Below are 22300 nucleotides of genomic sequence, written 5' to 3'. Positions count from 1 at the left end.
GCAGTTACTATTGGACTATACGGTATTTAATGAAATTCAATTAGATGCCTTAAGAGAAATTGGTAACATAGGTATAGGTAATGCTGCAACAGCAATGTCACAATTGCTAAACAAAAAAATAGATATTACCTTTCCTACAGTTAACTTAATTCAATATGAGGATATTTTTGAAAAATCTAATGCAGAACAATTTGTTTATGCTGTTATCATTAGAGTTCTCGGGGATGCACCAGGAAACATGCTTTTTATAATTGAAAAGCAGTCACTTTCAAATATTGTAAACACTTTATGCAGTAATTGCGGTGATGAAATAAATGAAATGGGCATTTCAATACTTGGAGAACTTGGAAATATAATTTTTACAACCTATATGAATGCTATTGGAAAAATGACAAATTTATTGCTGGTACCATCTGTACCAGCAGTAACTTCAGACATGATGGGTGCCATATTATCTACAAGCTTTATGGAGTCAGGTCAATATGGTGACTATATATTAGACATTGAAACACAATTTGTACAAGAAAATGAAAAACTTAACGGGCATTTTTATTATATTCCAATGCCTGGTTCACTAGAGAAAATTTTAAAATCGTTAGGTTTAATGGAGGGAAATTTAAATGGCTAGAGTATTAATTGTTGATGACGCCACTTTTATGAGAATGATGATTAAGGATATACTAGAGAAAAATGGATATGAAGTTGTAGGAGAAGCTGGAAATGGGATAAAAGCTGTTGAGCTATATAAAGCTGAAAAACCAGATGTAGTAACAATGGATATAACAATGCCGGATATGGATGGAATAGAAGCAGTAAAAGCTATAAAGGCATTTGATCCAGCAGCAAAAATAGTTATGTGTAGTGCTATGGGACAACAAACCATGGTTATGGATGCAATAAGAGCAGGAGCGAGAGATTTTATAGTTAAGCCTTTCCAAGCAGATAGAGTTTTAGAAGCTATCAATAAGGTAGTTGGATAGGGAGGATTTATAATGCAAGTTGTTATATTTAGGATTGGTGAGGAACAGTTTGCAGTTGAAACCAATAAAGTACAGAGCATTTCTGACATGATGGAGATTACTAAAGTACCAAAATCTCCACAGTATATAAAAGGGTTAATAAATTTAAGAGGAATTATAATAACAGTTTTAGATATTAATCTTATTTTAGAAATGAAAGAAAGTAATTGTAAGGACCAAAATATTATAATTTTAGATTTGAAAGAAGAAGCGGTAGGAATTACTGTAGATGCTGTAGATGAAGTTTTAGACATTGAAGATAGTCATATAGAAAAAGTTTATAATGAAAAAGAAAAAGTTTATATTAAAGGAGTAATAAATCTAAAAGATAGAATTATTACATTAATCGATTTAGATAAATTAATATTATAAATTTTTTATAATATTTAAGGAATGAGGTAGGGTAATGTCAGAAGTATTATCTCAAAATGAAATAGATGCTCTTTTGAATGCTTTATCTTCTGGAGATTTAGAGCATGATTTTTTAGACGAAAAGGAAGAAAAAGTTAAGGCTAAACCTTATGATTTTAAAAGACCTCAAAAATTTTCCAAGGATCATATTAGAACCTTAGAACTTGTTCATGATAACTATAGCAGAATAATTTCAAACTATTTAACTGCACAGCTTAGAAGTAATATTAAGGTGAAAGTGGAAAGTGTTCAACAAATAACCTATGAGGAATTTATACATTCTATTCCGAATCCTACGGTTTTAACACTTTTTAGAATGCCACCTTTTAGTGGACAAATACTACTTGAAACTAATGCAGAATTTGTATTGAGAATTTATGATGTTTTAGCTGGAGGTTCAGGAAGCAAGAAACCTATGCTAAAAGAACTTACAGAAATTGAGAAAAATTTGATAAAAACGTTAAATTCAGGATTAATCTCTAATTTGAGATTAGCTTGGGAAGATGTTTTAGAGGTTGAGCCAGAAATTGAAAATATAGAAACAAATCCAGCTCTGAATCAAACACTAGCACCAAATGAGCCAGTGGCTCTTATTACTTTCACAATTGAAATGTTTAATACCAATGTTTTTATGAATATTTGTATTCCATTTTTAAGTTTGGAAAAGGTGCTTGATAAACTAGTAATTCAATACTGGTTTAGAGAAGATGATGAAACATTAGCTAAAGAGTCAAGAGAAAAGTTGCAAAAAAGATTAAAGGTAATTGATGTTGACCTAAAAGCAGTATTAGGTAAAGCAGAAATTACAGTTAAAGATTTCTTAGAACTAAATGTTGGAGATGTTATAACCTTAAATAGTAATATCGAAGAACCTATTGGGGTTTATGTAGAAGAACAGTTAACCTATAGCGGTAAGCCAGGTTTATATGGCAAAAATAGGGCAGTTCAGATATTAGACTTTACAGATAAGGATGTGGAAGAAGATGAATAACGGATTTCTGTCCCAGGAAGAAATAGACTCACTATTAAATGGTGGGGAAACTCCAAAAACAACCGGTGACAAAAATGTTTTTAGCGATATTGAAAAAGACTTACTTGGAGAAGTGGGAAATATATCAATGGGTTCTGCAGCTACAGCACTTTCCACCATTATTGGGAAAAAGGTAAATATTACCACTCCAACTATAAAGGTAAGTACTTTAAATGAAATAAAAAAGGGATTTGAAACTCCTAATGTAATTTTAGATGTTAAGTTTACCAGTGGAATAGCCGGTGGAAACCTGTTAATAATGAAGGTAAACGATGCAGCAGTAATTGCAAACCTAATGATGGGTGGAGATGGAAAGGTAGAAAAAACCTTAGAACTTTCAGAAATAGAAATAAGTGCTGTTTCAGAAGCAATGAATCAAATGATAGGTTCTGCTGCTACTTCAATGGCAACTATGTTTAGAAGAGAAGTTAATATTTCTCCTCCAGTTTCAAGTGTTTGCGATGAAAATACAACACCTATTGCTGAAGATATAGATGATGAAGAAAATGTAGCTTTTATATCTTTTAGAATGACAATAGAAGACTTAATAGATAGTAACATAATGCAAGTATTGCCACTTGTTACAGCGCAAAAAATAGTTAGCATAATGATGGGGACCGATGAAGAACCAGCTGAAGCTGATTCACAACCAACAATGAGCTCTGGAGCAGATGCACCAACTCAAAATTATGAATCATCAATGGGGGAAAGCAAAGACATGGGTTATAATGAAAACTATGATATTCAATACGATCATAAGCCTATTGAAAGCTATAAAGAGCCAATTCAAGTTAGAGAGGCAACCTTTACTCAGTTACCAGAAAATCAAAATCATATTATGCCTAAAAATATTGATTTAATTTTAGATGTACCTCTTGAGGTATCAGTAGTTCTTGGTAGGACGAAAAAGAATATTAGAGACATATTAAATTTGGGAACAGGGTCTTTAATTGAATTAGATAAACTTGCAGAAGAACCAGTAGATATATTAGTAAATGGCAAGAAAATTGCCTATGGTGAAGTTGTAGTTGTAGATGAAAATTTTGGTGTTAAAATCACAGGGATAATAAGTGGAGAAGAGAGAGTTAGAACTCTTGGAAAATAGTTCGCCAATTGAAAATTGACAGTGGACAATTGACAATTTATGAGGAAATTAATTCAGGTGAATTAATTTCTTTGAAAGATTTTAAGAAAAGTGACATAGTCACTTTTCTTTTTTCTATAATTGCCCATTGTCAACAGTTAATTTTCAATTATATAATTATTTGCTTCAAGATATATAATAAGGGAAAATGGGGAAAAATGGCGATAAAGTCGAGAGATTGCTGTAAAAAAGAATTTAATTAAATATAAACTTTTTATACATAATGACGATATAAGACATATAAGCAATTACTTTTATTATTAAGGTAGGAGTGTAGAAATGAAAATAAATAATACATCAAATATTATAGCTATTAGTTCATACAAAGCTAATAAAGCAAAGCAAGAGAAGATACAAGAGATGAAGCATCAAGATAGCTGTGAGATATCTGATTTAGGTAAAACTTTAAATAGTTTTTCTAATGGAGAATTTTCTGGAGTTTCTGCAGAAAAAATAGAAAAGATTAGAGAAAAAATATCACAGGGAACTTATAAGGTAGATAGTAAACTAGTAGCTGAAAAACTTATAGACCATATGAAAGGAAGAGAATATTAACTATGGTTGAAATGCTAAAGGGAACTTTACTAAAACAAATAGATAGTATTAAAAAGCTACTGCAATTATTAGAAGAGCAACATGAATATATCATTGCTAATGATGTATTCCAGTTAGAAGGAATAATTCCTAAGCTAAAAGAAGCCAATAGGAACATTGCTGTAATTGAAAGTGAAAGAAGACAATTAGTAGGAAATAAATCTATGAATGTGATCATTAATGAGTCAAATGATGGGGAACTTGAAAAATGTTATAACAAATGCATCATGACTTTAGAATCAGCAAGAACTCAAAAGGAAAGTAATGAAATGTTGATAAAGCAATGTTTAGGCTTTACAAATTCAATGTTAAGTATGATAAAGCCTAGAGAAAACATTAACGTATACAATTCTTATGGAAAAATTAGAAAATGATGAGGTGAAAAAATGTCAGGACTATTTGGAACTTTAAATACATCAAAGGGAGCTATGTTTGCACAACAAACTTCCATAAATGTAACAAGCCATAATATCGCCAATGCTGGTACTGCTGGTTTTTCAAGACAACAGGCAAGATTGGTTACAGCAAGACCAATAACCTTAACTGGCCCAGGACAAATTGGAACAGGGGTAACTGTTGCAGCTATAGAAAGAACTAGAGATAGTTTTTTAGATTTTCAAATAAGAAGAGCAACTAGTAATAAAAGCATGGAAGAAATGAGGGGGAAATATCTATCAGAAATTGAAAATATATACAATGAGCCAGGAGATACAGGAATATCAAAGTTATTATCGGAGTTTTTCGATGCTTGGCAAACTCTATCTAAACATCCTGAAAAATCAGAATCTAGAACGGTAGTAGCACAGAAGGCAAAGATGTTAGCTGAGGAGTTAAATCATGTTCATAAGCAGCTTAATGATGTTAAGACCAATACTCAAAAGGAAATACAACATTCTGTATTCGAGGTAAATAGTTTAATTGATCAACTTAATGCAGTAAATAAACAAATTATAACCATTACTGTATCAGGAAATAATCCCAATGACCTTTTAGACACTAGAGATTTACTATTAGACCAACTTAGTACTAAATTTGGAATATCTACTAGTAATAAAAAATTAAATGGAATGACCTTAAAGCCAGAAGGTTATGATGTGGATTTATTAAGGAACATAGACTCAGAAGAAATTCATAAGTTTGCATATGTAAGTGATATAAAAGAAACTGCAACTTCTGGTGAATACACTGTAACTTATTACAAAAATGGAGACACAACAAATCCTGATAATGCAGTGACAGTCACAATGAAATTGTCAGAAGAAGAGTACAAATCTCTAAATGAAGGCAGAGTGCTGATAACTAATGAAGATGGAAATTTAGTGGGTAATGATGGAAAAGAAGTAAATTTAACAGGGACAATAGAATATAAAGATATTAGTAATTCAGTTTTTAAACCAAAAGCTGGTGAAATTAGTGGATTTCAAAGTATCCAACAGGATACAGAAGACTATATTGCTCAACTAGATACTTTAGCTAAAACTATAGCACTATCTGTAAATGCCATTCATGGAGATATGGATGAAAAGGGGAAGCAAATAAATTTCTTTTGTATAAAAGATATCAATGGAAATATTATCGATACGGATGCTGTAGCTGGTTCAGGAAAAGGAATAACTGCTGGAAATATTGCTATTAACGATAAGATATTAGAAGATGTAATGCTTATAAATACAGCGGTGGATAGTAAGTCAGGTGCTAATGATGGTAAAAGAGCACTTGCAATAGCCCAACTTAGAGATATGGCATTTCAAATTCAAAAGGTAAATGCTAATACAACTTTGGCAGATTTTAAATCTGATAATAAATTTGGAGATACTAAACTTGACGGAGTACTTACATTTATAAATGATCCTTCAGGAATGAAAATAGAAGGATACTTTATTAATAGTACAAATAAGCTTGGAGTTCAAAATCAAGATGCAAAGAGAAGAGTTGCAAATGAAAATGCATTATTATCAGGACTAGTTGCATCTAGAAATTCTATATCTGGAGTAAATAGAGATGAAGAGATGATAAACTTAATTCAATTTCAACATTCCTTTCAAGCTAATGCTAAAATGATATCTACTGTAGACCAATTATTAGATGTGGTTATAAACGGATTAAAGAGATAATGGGGTGAAGTAATGAGAATAACTGATAGAATGTTATCTGATAGTTTTTTAAATGATATGTACGTAAATCTTAACAATATGAAAAAGATTCAAGAACAAAGAACTTCAGGAAAAGCATTTAGGAGACCTTCCGATGACCCTTTTGCTGTATCACGCTCCATGCAAATATATGGACAGATTTATGCTAATAAACAATACAATTCTAATATTAAAGATACAATAAATTGGTTAGATACTACGGACACAGCATTAAACCAAGCAACTAAAGCTCTTGACAGAGTAAGAGAACTTATGGTTTCTGTAGGAGATGCTGCCTATGGAAGTGAAGAACACAGAGCAATAAAAGATGAAATAAATGAAAAAATATCCGAGCTTTCTCAAATAATGAATACTTCCTTTGATGGAAAATATATCTTTGGAGGTACTAGAGGTGATAAAAAACCTACAGAGGCAGAAGTTGATGCTAACGGAAATACACAATTAAAATTAACCAATAAGGATGATAATGAACTTAAACAAATTGATGAAAAACTTAAAGTGGAAATATCTCAAGGAGTAATTATAGAATATAATGTAAGTGCTACGGAAATTTTTAACTTTAAGCATAAGTATACTGATAATACAGGAAATGAACAGGTTGAAGCATTAGATCTAAAAACATTATTTGAAGATATTACAAATCATTTGGATAGTAAAGATGATTTAGGTATAGTTATTAATGAAGATTTAGCTAAAATGGATAGTGCTATAAGTAATTTCTTAACTGTCCGTTCTAAAGTTGGAACTTTACAAAATCGTATGGAAAGTGCTCAAGATTTAAATAAAGAGCAAAATATGAATTTAACTGAAATATTATCTCATAATGAAGATGTTGATGTTGTAGAAAAATCTATAGAATATGCTACGATGCTTACTGTATATATGTCAGCCCTGCAAACTAGCGCGCAAATATTGCAGCCATCACTTATTGATTATTTAAGATAGTTAGACAATGGACAACTTAGAATAATGCACAATTCACAATGCACAATTATGGTTGAAATTATTTTTAGGTAAAATAATTTTTTTTGAACGGATTTTTTTGACTAGCAATGTAATTGCTAGTAATCATGGCGAACACTGTTCACCGCTACAGGATCAATTTGAAATTTCTTAGTTTTCACTGAGAAATATCCATAATTGTGAATTGTGAATTGAATAAAATTCTCAATTGTAAAAGGGGTAGTTAATATGGAATTAAATAGTAAGCATCATGGAGTAATAAATTATAGTGAAGAAGACATTATATTCTTTAAAAATGGATTACTAGGTTTTGAAGATTTAAAGAAGTTTATTGTATTTCCTTTAAAGGATAATGATAACTTTAGTATTATTCACTCCATAGAGGAGGATTTAGGCATAATATTAATTTCTCCTTTTATGGTTAAAAAAAATTATGAGTTTAAATTAGAGGAAAATATTCTAGAAGAGCTAAAGATTAAAGAAGCAAATGAAGTTATGGTATATACCACTGTAACCTTAAATTCTAATATAGAAAAAATTACAACTAATTTAAAGGCTCCAATTGTTATTAATAGGTTTAGTAAATTAGGAAAACAAATTATAATAGACAATGAGAGTTACAAAATAAAAGAACCAATATTTAAGGAGAAATAAGATGTTAGTTGTAAGTAGAAAAAAAGGTGAATCTATATTAATTGGAGATGATATAGAAATAACAATAGTAAAAGCAGATAATGGTTCAGTAAAATTGTCTATAAAGGCGCCTAAAGATGTTACTATCCTGAGAAAGGAATTGAAGGAAGAGGTAACGGAAGAAAATAAAAATGCTATCATAATGGATAGTTCAATTTTAAGTAAGCTAAAAAAATAATGTGAGGTGCAAATATGAAAATAGGAGCAATAAATACTATGATCAACAGGGAAGTGGATTATGGTATGAATCTTGAAAACAAAAGATTAGAACAAGATGAGAACATTATAGCTTCAGACGAAATTACACTGGCATTAGAAGGAGGCAACTACCAAAAAGTTAAAGAAAGATCGCTAAAAGTTGCGGTGGATAGGCTAAACAAATTTTTTAGTGATAAGGATTCCTATATAGAATATGAAAAGCATGATGTTTTTAATACCTATATAGTTAAAATTGTAGATAAGGAAACTAAAGAAGTTATAAGAGAAATTCCACCAAGAAAAATATTGGATATGGTTGCCGCTATGTGTGAAATAGCTGGTGTATTACTAGATAAAAAAGCGTAAAAATTCCAAAAAAAGGTGGGTTAAAATTGAAGGCTTATAGTAATGCATATAATACCTATAAAAATAATAGTGTAAACTATGCCTCTAAAGAGCAACTATTATTAATGCTATTAGATGGAGCAGTAAAGTACGCAAAGATAGGAAGACAAGCTATCGTAGATGATGATATACAGAAAAAACACGATAACCTAATTAGAACTCAAGATATATTTTATGAACTTATGATTTCTCTAGATAGAAATGCTGGAGGGGAATGGGGCGACAATTTATATGCAGTTTACGAATTTATAAACCAAAGACTAATGGAAGCGAATATGAAAAAAGACGTAAAAATTATGGATGAAATAATTCCATTAATAGAAGAAGTAAGAGACCTATGGAATGAGGCATATAAGTTATCAGTAAAAAAATAAAAACTTATACACATTATGGGTAAAAATGAAGCGTTAAGAATGAAGAATTATAGTGAAAAAACTACGTTTTTTAATTAATTTTAATTAATAAAAATAAAGGATTTACTTGATGGACTCAAAAATTGTTAAGTTTTATTCGAAATTCTTTATTTTCATTCTTAATTATTAATTAAACAAAGTTGTGCATTGTGCATTAGAAAAGGGGATGTTTTAACATGAGAATAGGTGGACTCGCTACCGGCATGGATACAGATAAAATGATTCAAGAAATGCTTAAACCATATCAAATGAGATTGGACAAAACAAAGCAAGATAGACAAATTCTTCAATGGCAACAAGAAATCTATAGAGATATAATAAAAGATGTAAGAGATTTAGAGTCAAAATATTTTAATTCATTAAAAGGCGATTATTTATTAAGTACTAATTCTTATTATGGCGTAAAGGTAGAAGTTAATGATAAGCTAGCTAATCTAGCAAATATAGTAGCTGGTTCTAAAGCTAAAGAAGGTAAATATAAATTAGAAGTAGAACAGATAGCAGAAAATGCAAAGATAAGTTCTAGTGGTAGAGTGGAGAAGAATGAGGAAAAGATTAAGGCTACCAAATTAAGTCAGTTAGGTATAGAAAAAGATTCAAAGCTTAGTGTTAGATACATTGATAATAATGGTGACGAAATGACTACCACCATTACCATAGATGATCCAGATATAACTATAGAGAAGCTTCAAAATAAGATCGAAGACGAAACAGGAGGAAAGGTAAAATTAAAAATTGAAAATGGAAGCATAAAATTAATTGATGCTACTAATTTTGAGGACAGTACTGGAATAATGTCTAAACTTAGTTCTAATATGAATACAAGTATATATACTAAGTTAAGTGATTTAGGTATAGATGTAGGAGATAAATTTACTATAGATTATACAGGATTAAAGGAACCTATTGAAATTGAAATAACTGATAATATTCAGAACGTTTCTCAATTAATTTCAGAGGTATCAAAAAAGACAAAAGGAGAAGTAAGCTTATCCTTTAATGAACTAAGTGGAGAGTTTTCTTTCGAAACAAAAAGTACAGGAAGCGAAGTAAAATTAAATTTATCTAATCAATCAGGAAATATATTAGGTGCTCTTAATATCACTACATCAAGTAGTACTGGTAAAGATGCAATTGTTAATATTAAAGAACCAGATGGAACTGAGGGAAGAGTTGTTAGAGCAAATAACAAATTTACTATTAATGATGTAGTTTATGATTTAAAGGAAAAATCTACTAGTAGTGAGATGGAGTTTACTATTACTAAATCTACGCAAAAGGGTATAGATTTAATTAAAGGATTTATTGAAGATTATAATAAACTAGTAGAAAAAACCAATAAATTAACTACTGAAAAGAAAAATTATAAATTTCCTCCACTTACAGAAGATCAAAAGAAGGAAATGAAAGAAGATGATATTAAAAAGTGGGAAGAAAAGGCTAAAGCTGGAATTATAAAAGGTGATCCTTATGTTGAAAGAATGATGAGAGATCTAAGAAATATTTTCTTTCAAAAGGTAGAGGGGTCAGAAATATCATTACAGTCTATAGGTATAAATACTACTAAAAACTACAAAGAAGGTGGTAAACTTGCTATAGATGAAGAAAAACTTAAAAAAGCCTTTACAGAAGATCCAGAAAAGGTTATACAATTATTTACTCAAAAATCTACAACTCATCCAAGTTACAATCCAGATGCAAGTCAAGAAGAGAAAAAAGTAAGAAATAATGAACAAGGTATATTTAACAGGATACAAGATATATTTAAGGATTATGGGCGAACTAGTCTTAACAAGGATGGATATAGAGGAATACTTTTAGAAAAAGCTGGAGAAGTTGGAAATACTACAGAAACTAGCAGTATTCTATCAAAAAAAATAAAAGATAAAGATAAGGTTATAGATGAGCAAATTAAAAAATTAACAGAGAGGGAAAATAGGCTTTATATACAGTTTGCAAAATTAGAAAAAGCTATGAACTCTTTAAATTCACAACAGGCATGGTTTATGCAGCAAATGGGTGGAGGACAATAATGAGTGAATTAAAAAGCTTGTTATTAGAGTATAAAAATATTAATGAAAAGCTAATTGATATTTTATCTCAAGACTTAGAGGATAGCAATTATGACGACCTTCAACCATTGATAGGTGAAAAGCAACAAGTTATAAATTCTATAAATGCGTTAAGCTATAATATGATGGAATTTCCTATTATAGCAAAAGAACTAAATATACCATCATCAGAAGAATTATTAAATAGTTTATTTTTAGAGAAAAAAGAACTATTAAAAGAAAAGTTAATTGCTTTAAAACAAAGTAAAGCTGCTAACAATGAATATCATAGCAATTTTTATAGAAATATATATTTTATAAATGATAAAGCTTAAAAAGGGAGTGAAAACTCCCTTTTTTCACTTCTGGGGAACAGTAGTGAAGCACATTAGGGTTCCACTGAGGTGCAGTATAGTTCAGAGCAAAATTAGTGAATTTAAACTAGAACTTTGGAGAAAAGTAATGCTATTAGAATATTGCTTAATATCGCAGATACTGTGACATATTCTACTGAACCCCAGGGGTGGAAGTTAATGCCATAGAATATAATTACACCTCTGGAGAATAGTTTAATCAATGAAGAATTGAGAATGGAGAATTGACGATTATGATCGAAATTAATTTTGCAGATTAATTTCTTTAAATAAAAGTAACTCTGTGATTTTAAAAATAGATAAATTGAAAACCTTTATTATAAAAAAGTAGTATCTATAATTCTCCATTATCCATTGTCAATTTTCAATTGTATAAGGGTTCACCTGAGGTGGAAGTAAATGCAATTGTATAAAGGGGAAGTATCTGGATTTCGATTATCTATAATATTGTAGCGGCGAACAGTGTTCGCCATTTTTTTATTACATTAATTACAATTTTAATGATTAGATAACATTTTAAATATTATTTATTATAATGCAAATTACCTATTTAATTTTTATAGCGGTAGCCTCTTGAAAATCTTAGGACAATAGTGTTCACCCATATAGTTAATCAATGAATGGAGATATGAAATAGCCTAAATTTATATTCCGAAAATAAAAAAATAAAAAATAATAAAAAAAATTTAAAAAAAACTATAAAGTATATATAAAATCTACGATAATTATATTGTAAAACAAATAAATAAAATTTTGCACAGGGAAGTGCAATGTAAAATTCAAGGAGGTACTTATTATGATAATCAATCACAATTTAAATGCAATGAATGCTCATAGAAATATGGGAATCAATGTTGGAAATTCAGGAAAGGCTATGGAGAAGCTTTCTTCAGGATTAAGAATTAACAGAGCTGGAGATGACGCAGCTGGATTAGCTATTTCTGAAAAAATGAGAGGACAAATTAGAGGTTTAGATCAAGCTTCAAGAAACTCTCAAGATGGTATATCAATGATTCAAACAGCAGAAGGTGCATTAAACGAAGCTCACTCAATAGTACAAAGAATGAGAGAACTTGCAGTACAAGCATCAAACGATACTAACGTTACTGTAGATAGATCTAACATTGGAGATGAAATTAAACAATTAGGATTAGAGCTTGAAAGAATTAATAAAAATATCCAATTTAACGAACAAAACTTATTAGATGGAACTGCTGGAGCAAGTGGAAAAGTTAAAATACAAGTTGGAGCTAATGCAAGCCAAGCTATGTTATTAGACTTTACAACTGATGGTATTAAATTAGATAGTATTGTATCAGCTTTAAAAGATAAAGCAAGTGCAGTTAGTACTCACGATAAAGCTACAACATTTATTAAAACAGTAAATGATAATTTAGCTAAAATTTCTAAAGGAAGATCTCAACTAGGTGCATATCAAAATAGATTAGAACATACTATTGCTAACTTAGATAATGCTTCAGAAAACTTACAAGCAGCAGAATCAAGAGTTAGAGACGTTGATATGGCTAAAGAAATGATGAACTTCTCTAAAAATAATATACTTCAACAAGCTGCTCAAGCAATGCTTGCTCAAGCTAACCAAGCTCCACAAGGAGTATTACAATTATTAAGATAATTATTGTAATGTAGACAAGATATAAAGGTGATTTCAAAAATATTTGTATTTTTGAAATCACCTTTATTTATTATAAGTAGATTATTAATAGCATTATAAATGTTTTTTTAAATTATATATAAATTTTCTAAAAATATACTCGATAATAAAGATAGTATATTAAATAATATGGGAGAAAAGCATGAATAAAATAACAAATTATACCATTGGAACTATAAAAAGTGACAATGTTAATGTAGTTGAAAGAAGTAAGGACAATAAAAATGTTCTAAAAATAAATGTTAATGAAAAGCAAATTTATATAGGAAGTAAATATTCAGTTAATAGAGATATTGATAAGTTTATCAATGAAATAGGTGATATTGATATTAATACTTCTATTATAATTTTTGGTTTAGGTGCGGGGGAACATATAAGAGAAGTAGTGAACAAATTTAATAATTCTATCAGTATATTGGTTATTGAGCCAGATATAAGTACGCTTAATTTAATATGTTGTTCAGATTATTATGATGATATAGTAAAAAATGATAAAATTGCTATTTTGCATTATAAAAATATGGAAGCAGTTTTAAAAGAATTCATAGATCCCTTTAAATTGCAGAATACAAAAGTGATTTTTTTTGGGAATTATAAAGCAATATATGATAATGAATCGGTTGAATTTTTAAAATTAATAAAGACTATAATAACTTATAAATTAGTGGATAGAAACACTTCAATAAATTTATCAAAAGAAATTATTAAAAATTCTATAAAAAATTTAGATTATGTAGCAAAAAGCTTTTCTATTAATAAATTAAAAGATATATATAAGGATATACCAGCTATAGTTGTTTCAGCTGGACCTTCTCTAGCAAAAAATATTCATTTATTAAAGAAAGTACAGGATGAATTTATAATAATCACTGGTGGGAGAACCTTAGAACCTCTGTTAAATGAAGGTATAAAACCAGATTTTTTATGTGTAATAGACCCTTTCCCAAGATCTTTTCAGTTAGTTGAAAACAATTTAAGAGATGATATTCCATTAGTATATTATGAAGGAACCAATTCGGATGTAGTAGATAAACATGAAGGAGACAAAATATTCTACACCATAGATAATGTACTAAAAAAACATTTAAATGAAGATATTACAAGCTTAGCTTATGGTGGATCTGTGGCTCATACTTGTACAGCTTTGGCTCTACATTTTGGGTGCGATCCTATAATATTTATGGGACAAGACCTAGCATATACAGATGAAAAAAGTCATGCTGATATAGCAAAACATAACTCAAATAATTTATTAAATAAAAGTGAATGTGATCTTTATGTAGAAGATATATATGGAGAAAAAATTAGAACAAGTATGTCATTAAATTTTATGAGATTACAGTTTGAAGAGGTAATAAAAATATTTAATAAAAATACTTTTATTAATGCTACAGAAGGAGGAGCTAATATAAATGGAACTTCAATAGCTTCTTTAAATGAAGTAATTGATAAATATAAACCAAAGTGTAAAAAGAAAATCCATTATTCTAAAAAAGTTAAGAAGGTAGAAAATTCTATTGATATAATGAAGAATTTAAATGAATGCATTAATAATATAGAAGAGCTACAAAAATGTTGTGATGAAGTTTTAAAACATAATAAAGAACTTTACTATAATTATAAAAAAGGTAATACTTTTAAAGTAGATAAAGCAATTAATAGAATATCTAGAATTAATAATAGTATTGAAAAAAAAATAGAAAATACTTTATTTATTGAGGGTCTATTTTATACTATACAAAGTGAAGTAGGTAGTAAAGAGTTTTTATATAGTCCAATTGATGATGAAAAAATTAAAGTAGAAAAAATGTATAAGCAAATTAACTTTATATATAATGAAATGAAAAATTGCTTAGCTGAAGTATTATTATTAATTAAAAAAGAGTATTTTTAGGAGAGATTTTATGGAAAAAGTTAAAGATGTCATTATTACTTGCAATGAATATATAGATAAACTAAAAAAAGATGGAATATTAAAATTAATCAATGATGTTCAAGAGGGAAATGAAGAAGAAGCCTTGACATTAATACCACTTATAGCAGATGGATTACAATGGGTAATTGAAGTAGTTGAAAAAACTAAGGATATGCAAATTGAAAAAATAAATACAAATAAATTATTAGAAAATTTAGGAGAAATAAATACTGCTTTAGAAAATGAGGACTATATATTAATGTCAGATATATTTGAGTTTGAAATATTTGAAGAATTAAACAGTATTCAAAAACTTTTAATTAAAAATATTAATAATATTTAAGGGTAATTAAAAAATGAGAAAAATACAAGTGTTAACTAGTAGAAATGGAAATATTAGTTTAAAAGTAGATAATATATTATTACACAGTAATTATTATCCAGAAAGAGATGGAGAAAAATTTGCAGAAGGAAATTTACATTTAATTAAAGGCAAAGATACAGTAGTCATATATGGGTTAGCATTAGGATATCATATAAAATCTATATTAAAGAATGCTAATAAAAATAGTAAAATTTATATTTTTGACTTAGATAGTGAAGTTCTTCAAATAGGAAAGAAATTAAAAGTTTATGATGAAATATTACTGGATAAAAGAGTTGAAATTTTTACTGAGTTTAATGAAGAATTTAATATTGTGTTTTCAAGCCTACTAAATAAAGTGGAGGATATTATAATTTATAAACCCTCCCTTAAAACAATGCCAAGAAAATTTGATAGTGTACAAACTATATTAAATAACTACTTAAATGGTAAAAAAGGAATAAATAAATTCGTAGATATAATGCTGTTAAATAAAGATATAAATGAAAAAAAAGATTATGCAGTGATAGATGAATTAATAAACAATAACAATTTTGATGTGAAAAATAGACCAATAGTATGTGTGTCTTCAGGACCATCATTAGATGAAACAGTGAATGAATTAAAAAAGATAAGAGATAAAGTAATAGTTTTATCAGTTGGCTCTGCTTTAAGGAGTTTAGTGAAAAATAATATATTACCAGATTTAATCACTATTACTGATTGTCAAGAAATAGTAATTAAGCAACTAGAAGGGTTAGAGGATCTAAATATTCCACTATGCTTTTTAAATACAGCATCTCATTGGGCAGTAGAGTCATATAATGGACCTAAATATATATTTTTTAATGAAGAAAATATGTTTAGCAACATAATAATAACTACAGGGAAGACTGTAGCTGTATCTAATATAGATATTGCTATTAAGCTTAAAGCAAAGATTATTGGATTACTAGGGCAAGATTTAGCCTATCTAAATAATAAGGGACATAGTGATTCTTATATTGAAATTTACGCAAAAAGTAACCATATATCTTTAAATAGCAAGGTATATAAAGAAGTTTTAAATGTAAAGAAAGAAAAGGTATATACAACTACTGGATTTATTAATTTTAAATGTAATATTGAAAATCTTATTAGTGAAAATTCAAATATTACATTTTTAAATTGTAGTAATGGACTTCCAATAGAAGGAACTACATATACAAATATAAAAAATATTATAAATTTATAAGAGCAAATGGAGAGGATATGAAATGCTTAATAATAGTACAATTTTAGTTACTGGAGGCACAGGTTCTTTTGGTAAAAAATTTATAGAAATGTTATTTGAAAAGTATAATCCTAAAAAAGTTATAGTTTATTCAAGAGATGAATATAAACAAGATATGCTTAAAAAGATGTTCTCCAATAAACTTGGAGATAATATAAATAAACTCAGATTTTTTATAGGTGACGTAAGGGATAAGGAGAGACTATATAGAGCCTTTGATGGAGTAGATTATGTAGTTCATGCAGCAGCTATGAAACAAGTACCAGCTTGTGAATACAATCCTTTTGAAGCTATAAAAACTAATATACATGGAGCACAAAATATAGTAGATGCAGCTATTGATAGAGGAATTAAAAAAGTTGTAGCGTTATCAACTGATAAGGCAGTGAATCCTATAAATTTATATGGTGGGACTAAGTTAGTATCGGACAAGCTTTTTATTTCTGCAAATGCTTACTCAGGCGGAAAAGGAACTATTTTTTCAGTAGTTAGATATGGTAATGTTGCTGGAAGCAGAGGTTCTGTAATTCCTTATTTTAAAACATTAACAGAGCAAGGAGTGAATGAACTTCCAATAACGGATTTTAGGATGACTCGTTTTTGGATTACGCTAGAACAGGGTGTAGAACTTGTATTTAAAGCATTAAAAGAATCTAAAGGTGGAGAAACTTACATATCTAAAATACCTTCTTTTAAAATAACAGATTTAGCAAAGGCAATTAATCCCAATTCCATATTAAAAGAAGTTGGTATAAGAGAAGGAGAAAAACTTCATGAGGTTATGATAACAAAGGATGATTCTAGAAATACCTATGAATACGATAGTCACTATATAATCTATCCAAATATGAACTGGGTAAATATTAATAAAGAAATAATAAAGGACGGAAGAGCTATAGAAGATAGCTTTGAATATAATTCTGAAAATAATACAATTTGGCTTAATGAGAAAGATTTAAGAGAAGAATTTGAAAAATTAAGAATTCAGGACTAGGATGAATTAAGGGTGAAAATATGAAAGTTTTAATAACGGCTATAGGAAGAAGAGTAGAACTTATAGAAGAATTAAAAAAACATTTTTTTGTGATAGGTGTAGATTTAAATAGTGATATTGCTGCAATAAATTATGTAGATAAATTTTATAATGTTCCATTCTATAAAGACGAAAATTATATTGATATATTAACAGAAATATGTAAAGAAGAAAAAGTAGATATGATTATTCCTTTATTTGAAAGTGAATTTTTAACATTGTGTAATCATAGAGAAAAATTTTTAGATGTAGGTACAACACTTTTATTAAGCAATAAAAGTGTTGTAAATATATGCAATAATAAATTAGAAACATATAGGTTTTTTAAAAATAATAACATAGATACTCCTATTACTTATTCTAAAGATGAGATAGAAAATACAATAAAAAATAATAAGCATATAAAATATCCATTAATAATAAAGCCCTTAGAAGGAATGGGTAGTAAAAATGTTTTTAAAATAAATAATGAAAAAGAATTAATTTTTTTTAAGGATTATGTTGAAAAACCTGTTATTCAGGAGTTTATAGATGGAACAGAATACACTATTGATGCATTATGCGATACAAAAGGAAATATTATCTCAATTGTTCCAAGAGAAAGAATAGAAGTTAGAGGTGGAGAAGTCTCAAAAACACGAACAGTTAAAAGTAAAAAAATAATTGAGAAAACTATTGAGTTAATATTTAAAATGATTAAAAACTGTAAAGATAATATATGTTTTTCTATTGCAGGACCATTAACAATTCAATGTATAGTTACACCAAAAGATGAAATAAAGTTTATAGAAGTTAATCCAAGATTCGGTGGAGGAGTACCTATAAGTTTTAAAGCAGGAGTAGATTATGGGTATTATTTTAAAAAAATGATATTAGATGAAGAAGTAAGTTCTATAGTTGGCCATTTTAAAGAGATAACAATGCTAAGATATGATAAATCAGTATATAAGTAGGTATAGAAGATATGATAAAAACAGTTATATTTGATCTTGATGACACTCTTTATGAGGAACTATTATTTGTAAAATCTGGTTTTAAAGAAGTATGTATATTTTTATCTCAAAAATATAACTTAAGCTTCAATGAAATGTATGAACAATGTCTAAAGATATTAAATAAATATGGTAGAGGTAAGATTTTTAATATTTTATGTGAGATTTATAATATAGATGAAAATATATCAAATCTAGTTAATATATATAGAAGTTCAAAACCAATACTTTATTTGTACGAAGATAGTATGGAAATAATAAAGGAACTTAGAGAAAAAAATTATAATTTAGCAATAATTACAGATGGTGATTCCAAAGTACAATGGAATAAAATAAGAGCGTTAAAGTTAGAGAATTTTATAGATAAAATAGTGGTTTGTGATGATTTAGGAAAAGAATATTGGAAGCCACATGAAAAGCCTTATTTAGAAGTGGTGAACTACTTTAATAATTTAAATAGTGAATGTGTTTATATAGGTGATAATCCTAATAAGGATTTTATAGGCGCAAGAAAACTAGGTATTAGATCTATAAGAATAATAAGGAAACAAGGAGATCATATGAAAACCTTCTTAGAAGATCAATATGAAGCAGACTTTACTATAAATAGTCTGTTACAAATTAAAGATATACTAAAATATACATAAAGTAAGCTTTCTTAATCAAGTAGTTATAACTTTGTACTACATATAATTAAGTCTAATCAACATAGAGGTGATAAAAATGAAAGTAATATGTATAGTTCAAGCGAGAATGGGATCTGAAAGACTGCCAGGAAAAGTTTTGAAAGAGATTAATGGCAAACCAATGATTTATTATACATTGATGAGGCTCAAAAAAAGTAAATATATTGACGAGATAATTTTGGCTACTTCTATTAAAGAAGTAGATACTCCTTTAGTGGAATATGTAAAAAGCCTAGGGGTAGAGGTATTTAGAGGAAGTGAAAATAATGTACTTGAAAGATATAAACTAGCTTCTGATAAATATGGAGGAGAAGTTATAGTAAGAGTTACAGGTGATTGTCCACTTATAGACCCTATAATAGTAGATAACGTAATAACAAAATATTTAATGTACAATTATGATTATGTGAGATTAGATGTACCAGAAACCTTTATGAGAGGGTTTGACGTAGAAGTTTTTTCAAAAAAGACATTAGAACATGTTTTCAGTATTGCTTGTTCAGAGCAAAATATAAATAAAAGTGAGTTTGAAGTATTTAGAGAACATGTAACATATTATATATATAACTTTAAAGAGAATTTCAAATTAGGATATATAAAAGGAGAAAGTTTATACCAAAAAGATTATAGAGTATGCGTTGATACAAAAGAAGATTTTGAATTAATAAATTATATATATGAATACTTTAGAAGTGAAGATATATCATCGAAAAAGATCGTGAATTTATTGGAAAATCATAGTTATCTACTAGATATAAATAAGAAAATAAAACAGAAATTATTGTAACTAATAATGTTTAAACCAGTGAAGCTTTATATGATAAGTGTAAAAAACAAATTATAATATGTGAATATAAATTGTTTATAATAAATTTAATTAATCTAGATAATTTAAATAAACAAATATAGTATTATATAATTATTATTTTATTTTTGCTATAAATATTTTGTATAAAGATTTAATTTAGATAAATTTGTAGAAATGAAATTTTAAAAATAGATTTAATAATAAAAATAATTTTGTAAAAGCTACGTACAAGTTATTAAGATAAATTATTATATTTTAGGAGGTCATAAATGAATAATTTATTATTAAAATATGAACAATTAGCTAAAAATATAATATAAAAAATAATAGTGATTATAAGAAAACAATAGTATTAATAAGAAAATATATAGAAGAAACTACAAAAAAGTATAAAAGAATTGCAATTTGGGGCGGAGGAATACATACTGAAGTTTTATTATCTATTTTTAGTGTAGAATTAAAGAAGATGGTATGTATTATAGATAATAGCTTTAAAAATAAAAAGACTAGAGGATAGAAATAATAGATCCATCACAAATTCATAAAAAAGACATAGATTGTATTATTATATCTTCATATAATTTTAGAAATGAAATTAAAAATATAATTTTAAAGGAATATAACTATATAACATATTTAGATATCTATGAAAAATTAGAAGAAGAAGGAATTAAATTAGCTACACCTTTTTATTTTAATTCAAATATATATATTAATATAAATAGTTTAAAAGAAAAATATAATAAAGAAGAAGATTTTTATAAAAAATCATATTATTTGAAAAGTATTATAGAAAATTATATAAGAATAAAGGATTTTCTATATGCATTAAAATATATAGAAAAATATATAAAAGAAGAATTAGAAAATTGTAATTTAATAAAAAATTTGAAAGAAGATTTGACAGAACTTATACTAGAAGTAAAAAATAAATTGAAGTTTTATAATGATAGAAATATATTGTTATTATACATTGATTCCTTAAGAAGCGTAGATTTAATGAAATTTAATAGAATGAAATTTTTAAGAGAATTTGCAAAGGAGAATACATATTATAGTAAAGCATATTCTACATCTATATATACTTATGAAAGTTTTATGCCTACTCTAAAAGAAGAAGATGTGTTGATAAATAAGAATTATGAATTGATAAATGTAAATGAAAATGAATGTAAATGTGTAAAAAAAGCGATAAATCAAGGATTTTCATTCAATTTATATAGTGGTTCATCTTCGTATTTTATAAATGGAGATAACGTAAATATAAAAAATGGGGGACAATATATTAGTGAAGCATTTTGGGAATACGTAACAAATTTAAATAGTGATTCCATTTCACTTTTATACGTGTTATCAGAAGTCCATTTGCCACATGTAGGTGGAGAACATGATGGAAGAGATATAAAGATTATAAGGGCTTTATTTTCAGAAATAGACAGTGAACCAATAGATGAGGATAAGTACATAAGCCAATATGAAAAATCTTTAAAATATGTTGATGAACAATTAAAGTTTTATTTGAATATGTTTAATAATGATGCAGACATATTTATATTTTCAGATCATGGTCAAATAATAGAGGGAATTGGAGAAGGATTAGAAAAGCTTGAAACAAAACTTGGATGGCATGAAGATAGGATAAACATTCCATTAATAGTTAAAAGTAAATATTTTGAAAAGGAAATAAATAAGGATATAGTTTCATTGATGGATTTTAACAATATTGTATGTAGCTTAATCGATAAAAATTCTTTTCTTCCTAATAGAAAGTATGCAAAGGTAGCATTATCTCCTGTTCATAATAAAAACATGAGATATAATTTTAAAAAATATAATAAAGATGAATACTTAAATGGATTTGAAGTTTTTTTATTTCAAGACTTTAAAATAGTAGTAACATCAGACGGAACTATAAAGGGATATCATATAGAAAACTTTAACGAATATGAAGAATATAATAAAGAGATTTTAAAGAAGTATTACGAATATGTAAAAAGTGATATATTGGTGACTAAGACTTTTTAAAAAATAAATATGAGTAATTTAAAGCTGTAATAGAAAAATGAAATAACTATATATGAGGTTAAAGAAATATGAAGAGCTAAA

24 protein-coding genes are annotated in these 22300 nt (G+C 27.5%); all 24 read left to right on the top strand.

Annotated elements, in window-relative coordinates; all coding sequences use genetic code 11:
* Positions 1-10: 10 nt before the first annotated feature.
* The gene (locus ACY1IQ_RS05795) at positions 11-628 is read left to right on the top strand and encodes a chemotaxis protein CheC (RefSeq protein ID WP_039632458.1); all 618 of its coding nucleotides are present in this window, start codon (positions 11-13) and stop codon (positions 626-628) included.
* Positions 621-980 (top strand): response regulator, encoded by a 360-nt coding sequence (locus ACY1IQ_RS05790; protein ID WP_039632460.1) that lies wholly within the window; start codon positions 621-623, stop codon positions 978-980. The genes ACY1IQ_RS05795 and ACY1IQ_RS05790 overlap by 8 nt, the downstream gene beginning before the upstream one ends.
* Before the next feature lie 12 nt (positions 981-992).
* On the top strand, positions 993-1391 hold the full coding sequence (locus tag ACY1IQ_RS05785) for a chemotaxis protein CheW (RefSeq protein ID WP_461613071.1): 399 nt from the start codon (positions 993-995) through the stop codon (positions 1389-1391).
* 34 nt (positions 1392-1425) lie between these two features.
* On the top strand, positions 1426-2421 hold the full coding sequence (fliM, locus tag ACY1IQ_RS05780; RefSeq protein ID WP_461613070.1) for a flagellar motor switch protein FliM: 996 nt from the start codon (positions 1426-1428) through the stop codon (positions 2419-2421).
* Positions 2414-3565: a flagellar motor switch phosphatase FliY gene (gene fliY / locus ACY1IQ_RS05775; protein WP_461613069.1), complete on the top strand. Its 1152-nt coding sequence runs from the start codon at positions 2414-2416 to the stop codon at positions 3563-3565. Before fliM ends, fliY begins: the two co-directional genes overlap by 8 nt.
* A 318-nt stretch (positions 3566-3883) precedes the next feature.
* The gene (flgM, locus tag ACY1IQ_RS05770) at positions 3884-4159 is read left to right on the top strand and encodes a flagellar biosynthesis anti-sigma factor FlgM (RefSeq protein WP_454053758.1); all 276 of its coding nucleotides are present in this window, start codon (positions 3884-3886) and stop codon (positions 4157-4159) included.
* A 2-nt stretch (positions 4160-4161) separates the two neighbouring features.
* Positions 4162-4572 carry a flagellar protein FlgN gene (locus ACY1IQ_RS05765; RefSeq protein WP_461613068.1) on the top strand — a complete coding sequence of 137 codons (411 nt, stop codon included), beginning with the start codon at positions 4162-4164 and terminating at the stop codon, positions 4570-4572.
* Between the two features lie 12 nt (positions 4573-4584).
* The gene (gene flgK, locus ACY1IQ_RS05760) at positions 4585-6312 is read left to right on the top strand and encodes a flagellar hook-associated protein FlgK (protein ID WP_461613067.1); all 1728 of its coding nucleotides are present in this window, start codon (positions 4585-4587) and stop codon (positions 6310-6312) included.
* Between the two features lie 12 nt (positions 6313-6324).
* Positions 6325-7296: a flagellar hook-associated protein FlgL gene (gene flgL, locus ACY1IQ_RS05755; RefSeq protein ID WP_461613066.1), complete on the top strand. Its 972-nt coding sequence runs from the start codon at positions 6325-6327 to the stop codon at positions 7294-7296.
* Between the two features lie 246 nt (positions 7297-7542).
* The gene (gene fliW / locus ACY1IQ_RS05750) at positions 7543-7968 is read left to right on the top strand and encodes a flagellar assembly protein FliW (RefSeq protein ID WP_461613065.1); all 426 of its coding nucleotides are present in this window, start codon (positions 7543-7545) and stop codon (positions 7966-7968) included.
* 1 nt (position 7969) lies between these two features.
* Positions 7970-8185 carry a carbon storage regulator CsrA gene (gene csrA, locus ACY1IQ_RS05745; RefSeq protein WP_039632477.1) on the top strand — a complete coding sequence of 72 codons (216 nt, stop codon included), beginning with the start codon at positions 7970-7972 and terminating at the stop codon, positions 8183-8185.
* 14 nt (positions 8186-8199) lie between these two features.
* Positions 8200-8571 (top strand): flagellar protein FlaG, encoded by a 372-nt coding sequence (locus ACY1IQ_RS05740; RefSeq protein WP_461613064.1) that lies wholly within the window; start codon positions 8200-8202, stop codon positions 8569-8571.
* 26 nt (positions 8572-8597) lie between these two features.
* A complete protein-coding gene (fliS, locus tag ACY1IQ_RS05735) occupies positions 8598-8984 on the top strand; it encodes a flagellar export chaperone FliS (protein WP_039632479.1) in 387 nt (128 codons plus the stop codon).
* Between the two features lie 215 nt (positions 8985-9199).
* Positions 9200-11056, top strand: a complete 1857-nt coding sequence (gene fliD, locus ACY1IQ_RS05730; protein WP_461613063.1) for a flagellar filament capping protein FliD — start codon at positions 9200-9202, stop codon at positions 11054-11056.
* The gene (locus ACY1IQ_RS05725; RefSeq protein ID WP_461613062.1) at positions 11056-11409 is read left to right on the top strand and encodes a hypothetical protein; all 354 of its coding nucleotides are present in this window, start codon (positions 11056-11058) and stop codon (positions 11407-11409) included. The genes fliD and ACY1IQ_RS05725 overlap by 1 nt, the downstream gene beginning before the upstream one ends.
* A gap of 835 nt (positions 11410-12244) precedes the next feature.
* Complete coding sequence (locus ACY1IQ_RS05720) at positions 12245-13084, top strand: flagellin N-terminal helical domain-containing protein (protein WP_461613061.1); 840 nt, start codon at positions 12245-12247, stop codon at positions 13082-13084.
* Between the two features lie 181 nt (positions 13085-13265).
* On the top strand, positions 13266-15017 hold the full coding sequence (locus ACY1IQ_RS05715; protein WP_461613060.1) for a motility associated factor glycosyltransferase family protein: 1752 nt from the start codon (positions 13266-13268) through the stop codon (positions 15015-15017).
* A 10-nt stretch (positions 15018-15027) separates the two neighbouring features.
* Positions 15028-15381 carry a hypothetical protein gene (locus tag ACY1IQ_RS05710; RefSeq protein ID WP_461613059.1) on the top strand — a complete coding sequence of 118 codons (354 nt, stop codon included), beginning with the start codon at positions 15028-15030 and terminating at the stop codon, positions 15379-15381.
* Positions 15382-15394: 13 nt separating this feature from the next.
* Positions 15395-16636 (top strand): motility associated factor glycosyltransferase family protein, encoded by a 1242-nt coding sequence (locus tag ACY1IQ_RS05705; protein WP_461613058.1) that lies wholly within the window; start codon positions 15395-15397, stop codon positions 16634-16636.
* 22 nt (positions 16637-16658) lie between these two features.
* A complete protein-coding gene (gene pseB, locus ACY1IQ_RS05700; protein WP_461613057.1) occupies positions 16659-17669 on the top strand; it encodes a UDP-N-acetylglucosamine 4,6-dehydratase (inverting) in 1011 nt (336 codons plus the stop codon).
* A 20-nt stretch (positions 17670-17689) separates the two neighbouring features.
* Positions 17690-18661 (top strand): ATP-grasp domain-containing protein, encoded by a 972-nt coding sequence (locus tag ACY1IQ_RS05695; RefSeq protein WP_461613056.1) that lies wholly within the window; start codon positions 17690-17692, stop codon positions 18659-18661.
* A gap of 11 nt (positions 18662-18672) precedes the next feature.
* Complete coding sequence (locus tag ACY1IQ_RS05690) at positions 18673-19347, top strand: HAD family hydrolase (RefSeq protein ID WP_461613055.1); 675 nt, start codon at positions 18673-18675, stop codon at positions 19345-19347.
* 76 nt (positions 19348-19423) lie between these two features.
* A complete protein-coding gene (locus ACY1IQ_RS05685) occupies positions 19424-20173 on the top strand; it encodes a cytidylyltransferase domain-containing protein (protein ID WP_461613054.1) in 750 nt (249 codons plus the stop codon).
* A gap of 798 nt (positions 20174-20971) precedes the next feature.
* Entirely contained in the window at positions 20972-22219 is a 1248-nt protein-coding gene (locus tag ACY1IQ_RS05680; RefSeq protein ID WP_461613053.1) for a sulfatase-like hydrolase/transferase, read from the top strand.
* Positions 22220-22300 lie beyond the last annotated feature (81 nt).

Source organism: Clostridium sp. Marseille-QA1073 (assembly GCF_054863625.1).
This window is presented reverse-complemented; position numbering and strand designations above follow the sequence as displayed.

What these genes read in the sequence shown, in the direction of transcription:
- ACY1IQ_RS05790 (WP_039632460.1), top strand. Translation starts at nt 621, where the DNA reads ATGGCTAGAGTATTAATTGTTGATGACGCCACTTTTATGAGAATGATG.
- ACY1IQ_RS05785 (WP_461613071.1), top strand. Translation starts at nt 993, where the DNA reads ATGCAAGTTGTTATATTTAGGATTGGTGAGGAACAGTTTGCAGTTGAA.
- fliM (WP_461613070.1), top strand. Translation starts at nt 1,426, where the DNA reads ATGTCAGAAGTATTATCTCAAAATGAAATAGATGCTCTTTTGAATGCT.
- fliY (WP_461613069.1), top strand. Translation starts at nt 2,414, where the DNA reads ATGAATAACGGATTTCTGTCCCAGGAAGAAATAGACTCACTATTAAAT.
- flgM (WP_454053758.1), top strand. Translation starts at nt 3,884, where the DNA reads ATGAAAATAAATAATACATCAAATATTATAGCTATTAGTTCATACAAA.
- ACY1IQ_RS05765 (WP_461613068.1), top strand. Translation starts at nt 4,162, where the DNA reads ATGGTTGAAATGCTAAAGGGAACTTTACTAAAACAAATAGATAGTATT.
- flgK (WP_461613067.1), top strand. Translation starts at nt 4,585, where the DNA reads ATGTCAGGACTATTTGGAACTTTAAATACATCAAAGGGAGCTATGTTT.
- flgL (WP_461613066.1), top strand. Translation starts at nt 6,325, where the DNA reads ATGAGAATAACTGATAGAATGTTATCTGATAGTTTTTTAAATGATATG.
- fliW (WP_461613065.1), top strand. Translation starts at nt 7,543, where the DNA reads ATGGAATTAAATAGTAAGCATCATGGAGTAATAAATTATAGTGAAGAA.
- csrA (WP_039632477.1), top strand. Translation starts at nt 7,970, where the DNA reads ATGTTAGTTGTAAGTAGAAAAAAAGGTGAATCTATATTAATTGGAGAT.
- ACY1IQ_RS05740 (WP_461613064.1), top strand. Translation starts at nt 8,200, where the DNA reads ATGAAAATAGGAGCAATAAATACTATGATCAACAGGGAAGTGGATTAT.
- fliD (WP_461613063.1), top strand. Translation starts at nt 9,200, where the DNA reads ATGAGAATAGGTGGACTCGCTACCGGCATGGATACAGATAAAATGATT.
- ACY1IQ_RS05725 (WP_461613062.1), top strand. Translation starts at nt 11,056, where the DNA reads ATGAGTGAATTAAAAAGCTTGTTATTAGAGTATAAAAATATTAATGAA.
- ACY1IQ_RS05720 (WP_461613061.1), top strand. Translation starts at nt 12,245, where the DNA reads ATGATAATCAATCACAATTTAAATGCAATGAATGCTCATAGAAATATG.
- ACY1IQ_RS05715 (WP_461613060.1), top strand. Translation starts at nt 13,266, where the DNA reads ATGAATAAAATAACAAATTATACCATTGGAACTATAAAAAGTGACAAT.
- ACY1IQ_RS05710 (WP_461613059.1), top strand. Translation starts at nt 15,028, where the DNA reads ATGGAAAAAGTTAAAGATGTCATTATTACTTGCAATGAATATATAGAT.
- ACY1IQ_RS05705 (WP_461613058.1), top strand. Translation starts at nt 15,395, where the DNA reads ATGAGAAAAATACAAGTGTTAACTAGTAGAAATGGAAATATTAGTTTA.
- pseB (WP_461613057.1), top strand. Translation starts at nt 16,659, where the DNA reads ATGCTTAATAATAGTACAATTTTAGTTACTGGAGGCACAGGTTCTTTT.
- ACY1IQ_RS05695 (WP_461613056.1), top strand. Translation starts at nt 17,690, where the DNA reads ATGAAAGTTTTAATAACGGCTATAGGAAGAAGAGTAGAACTTATAGAA.
- ACY1IQ_RS05690 (WP_461613055.1), top strand. Translation starts at nt 18,673, where the DNA reads ATGATAAAAACAGTTATATTTGATCTTGATGACACTCTTTATGAGGAA.
- ACY1IQ_RS05685 (WP_461613054.1), top strand. Translation starts at nt 19,424, where the DNA reads ATGAAAGTAATATGTATAGTTCAAGCGAGAATGGGATCTGAAAGACTG.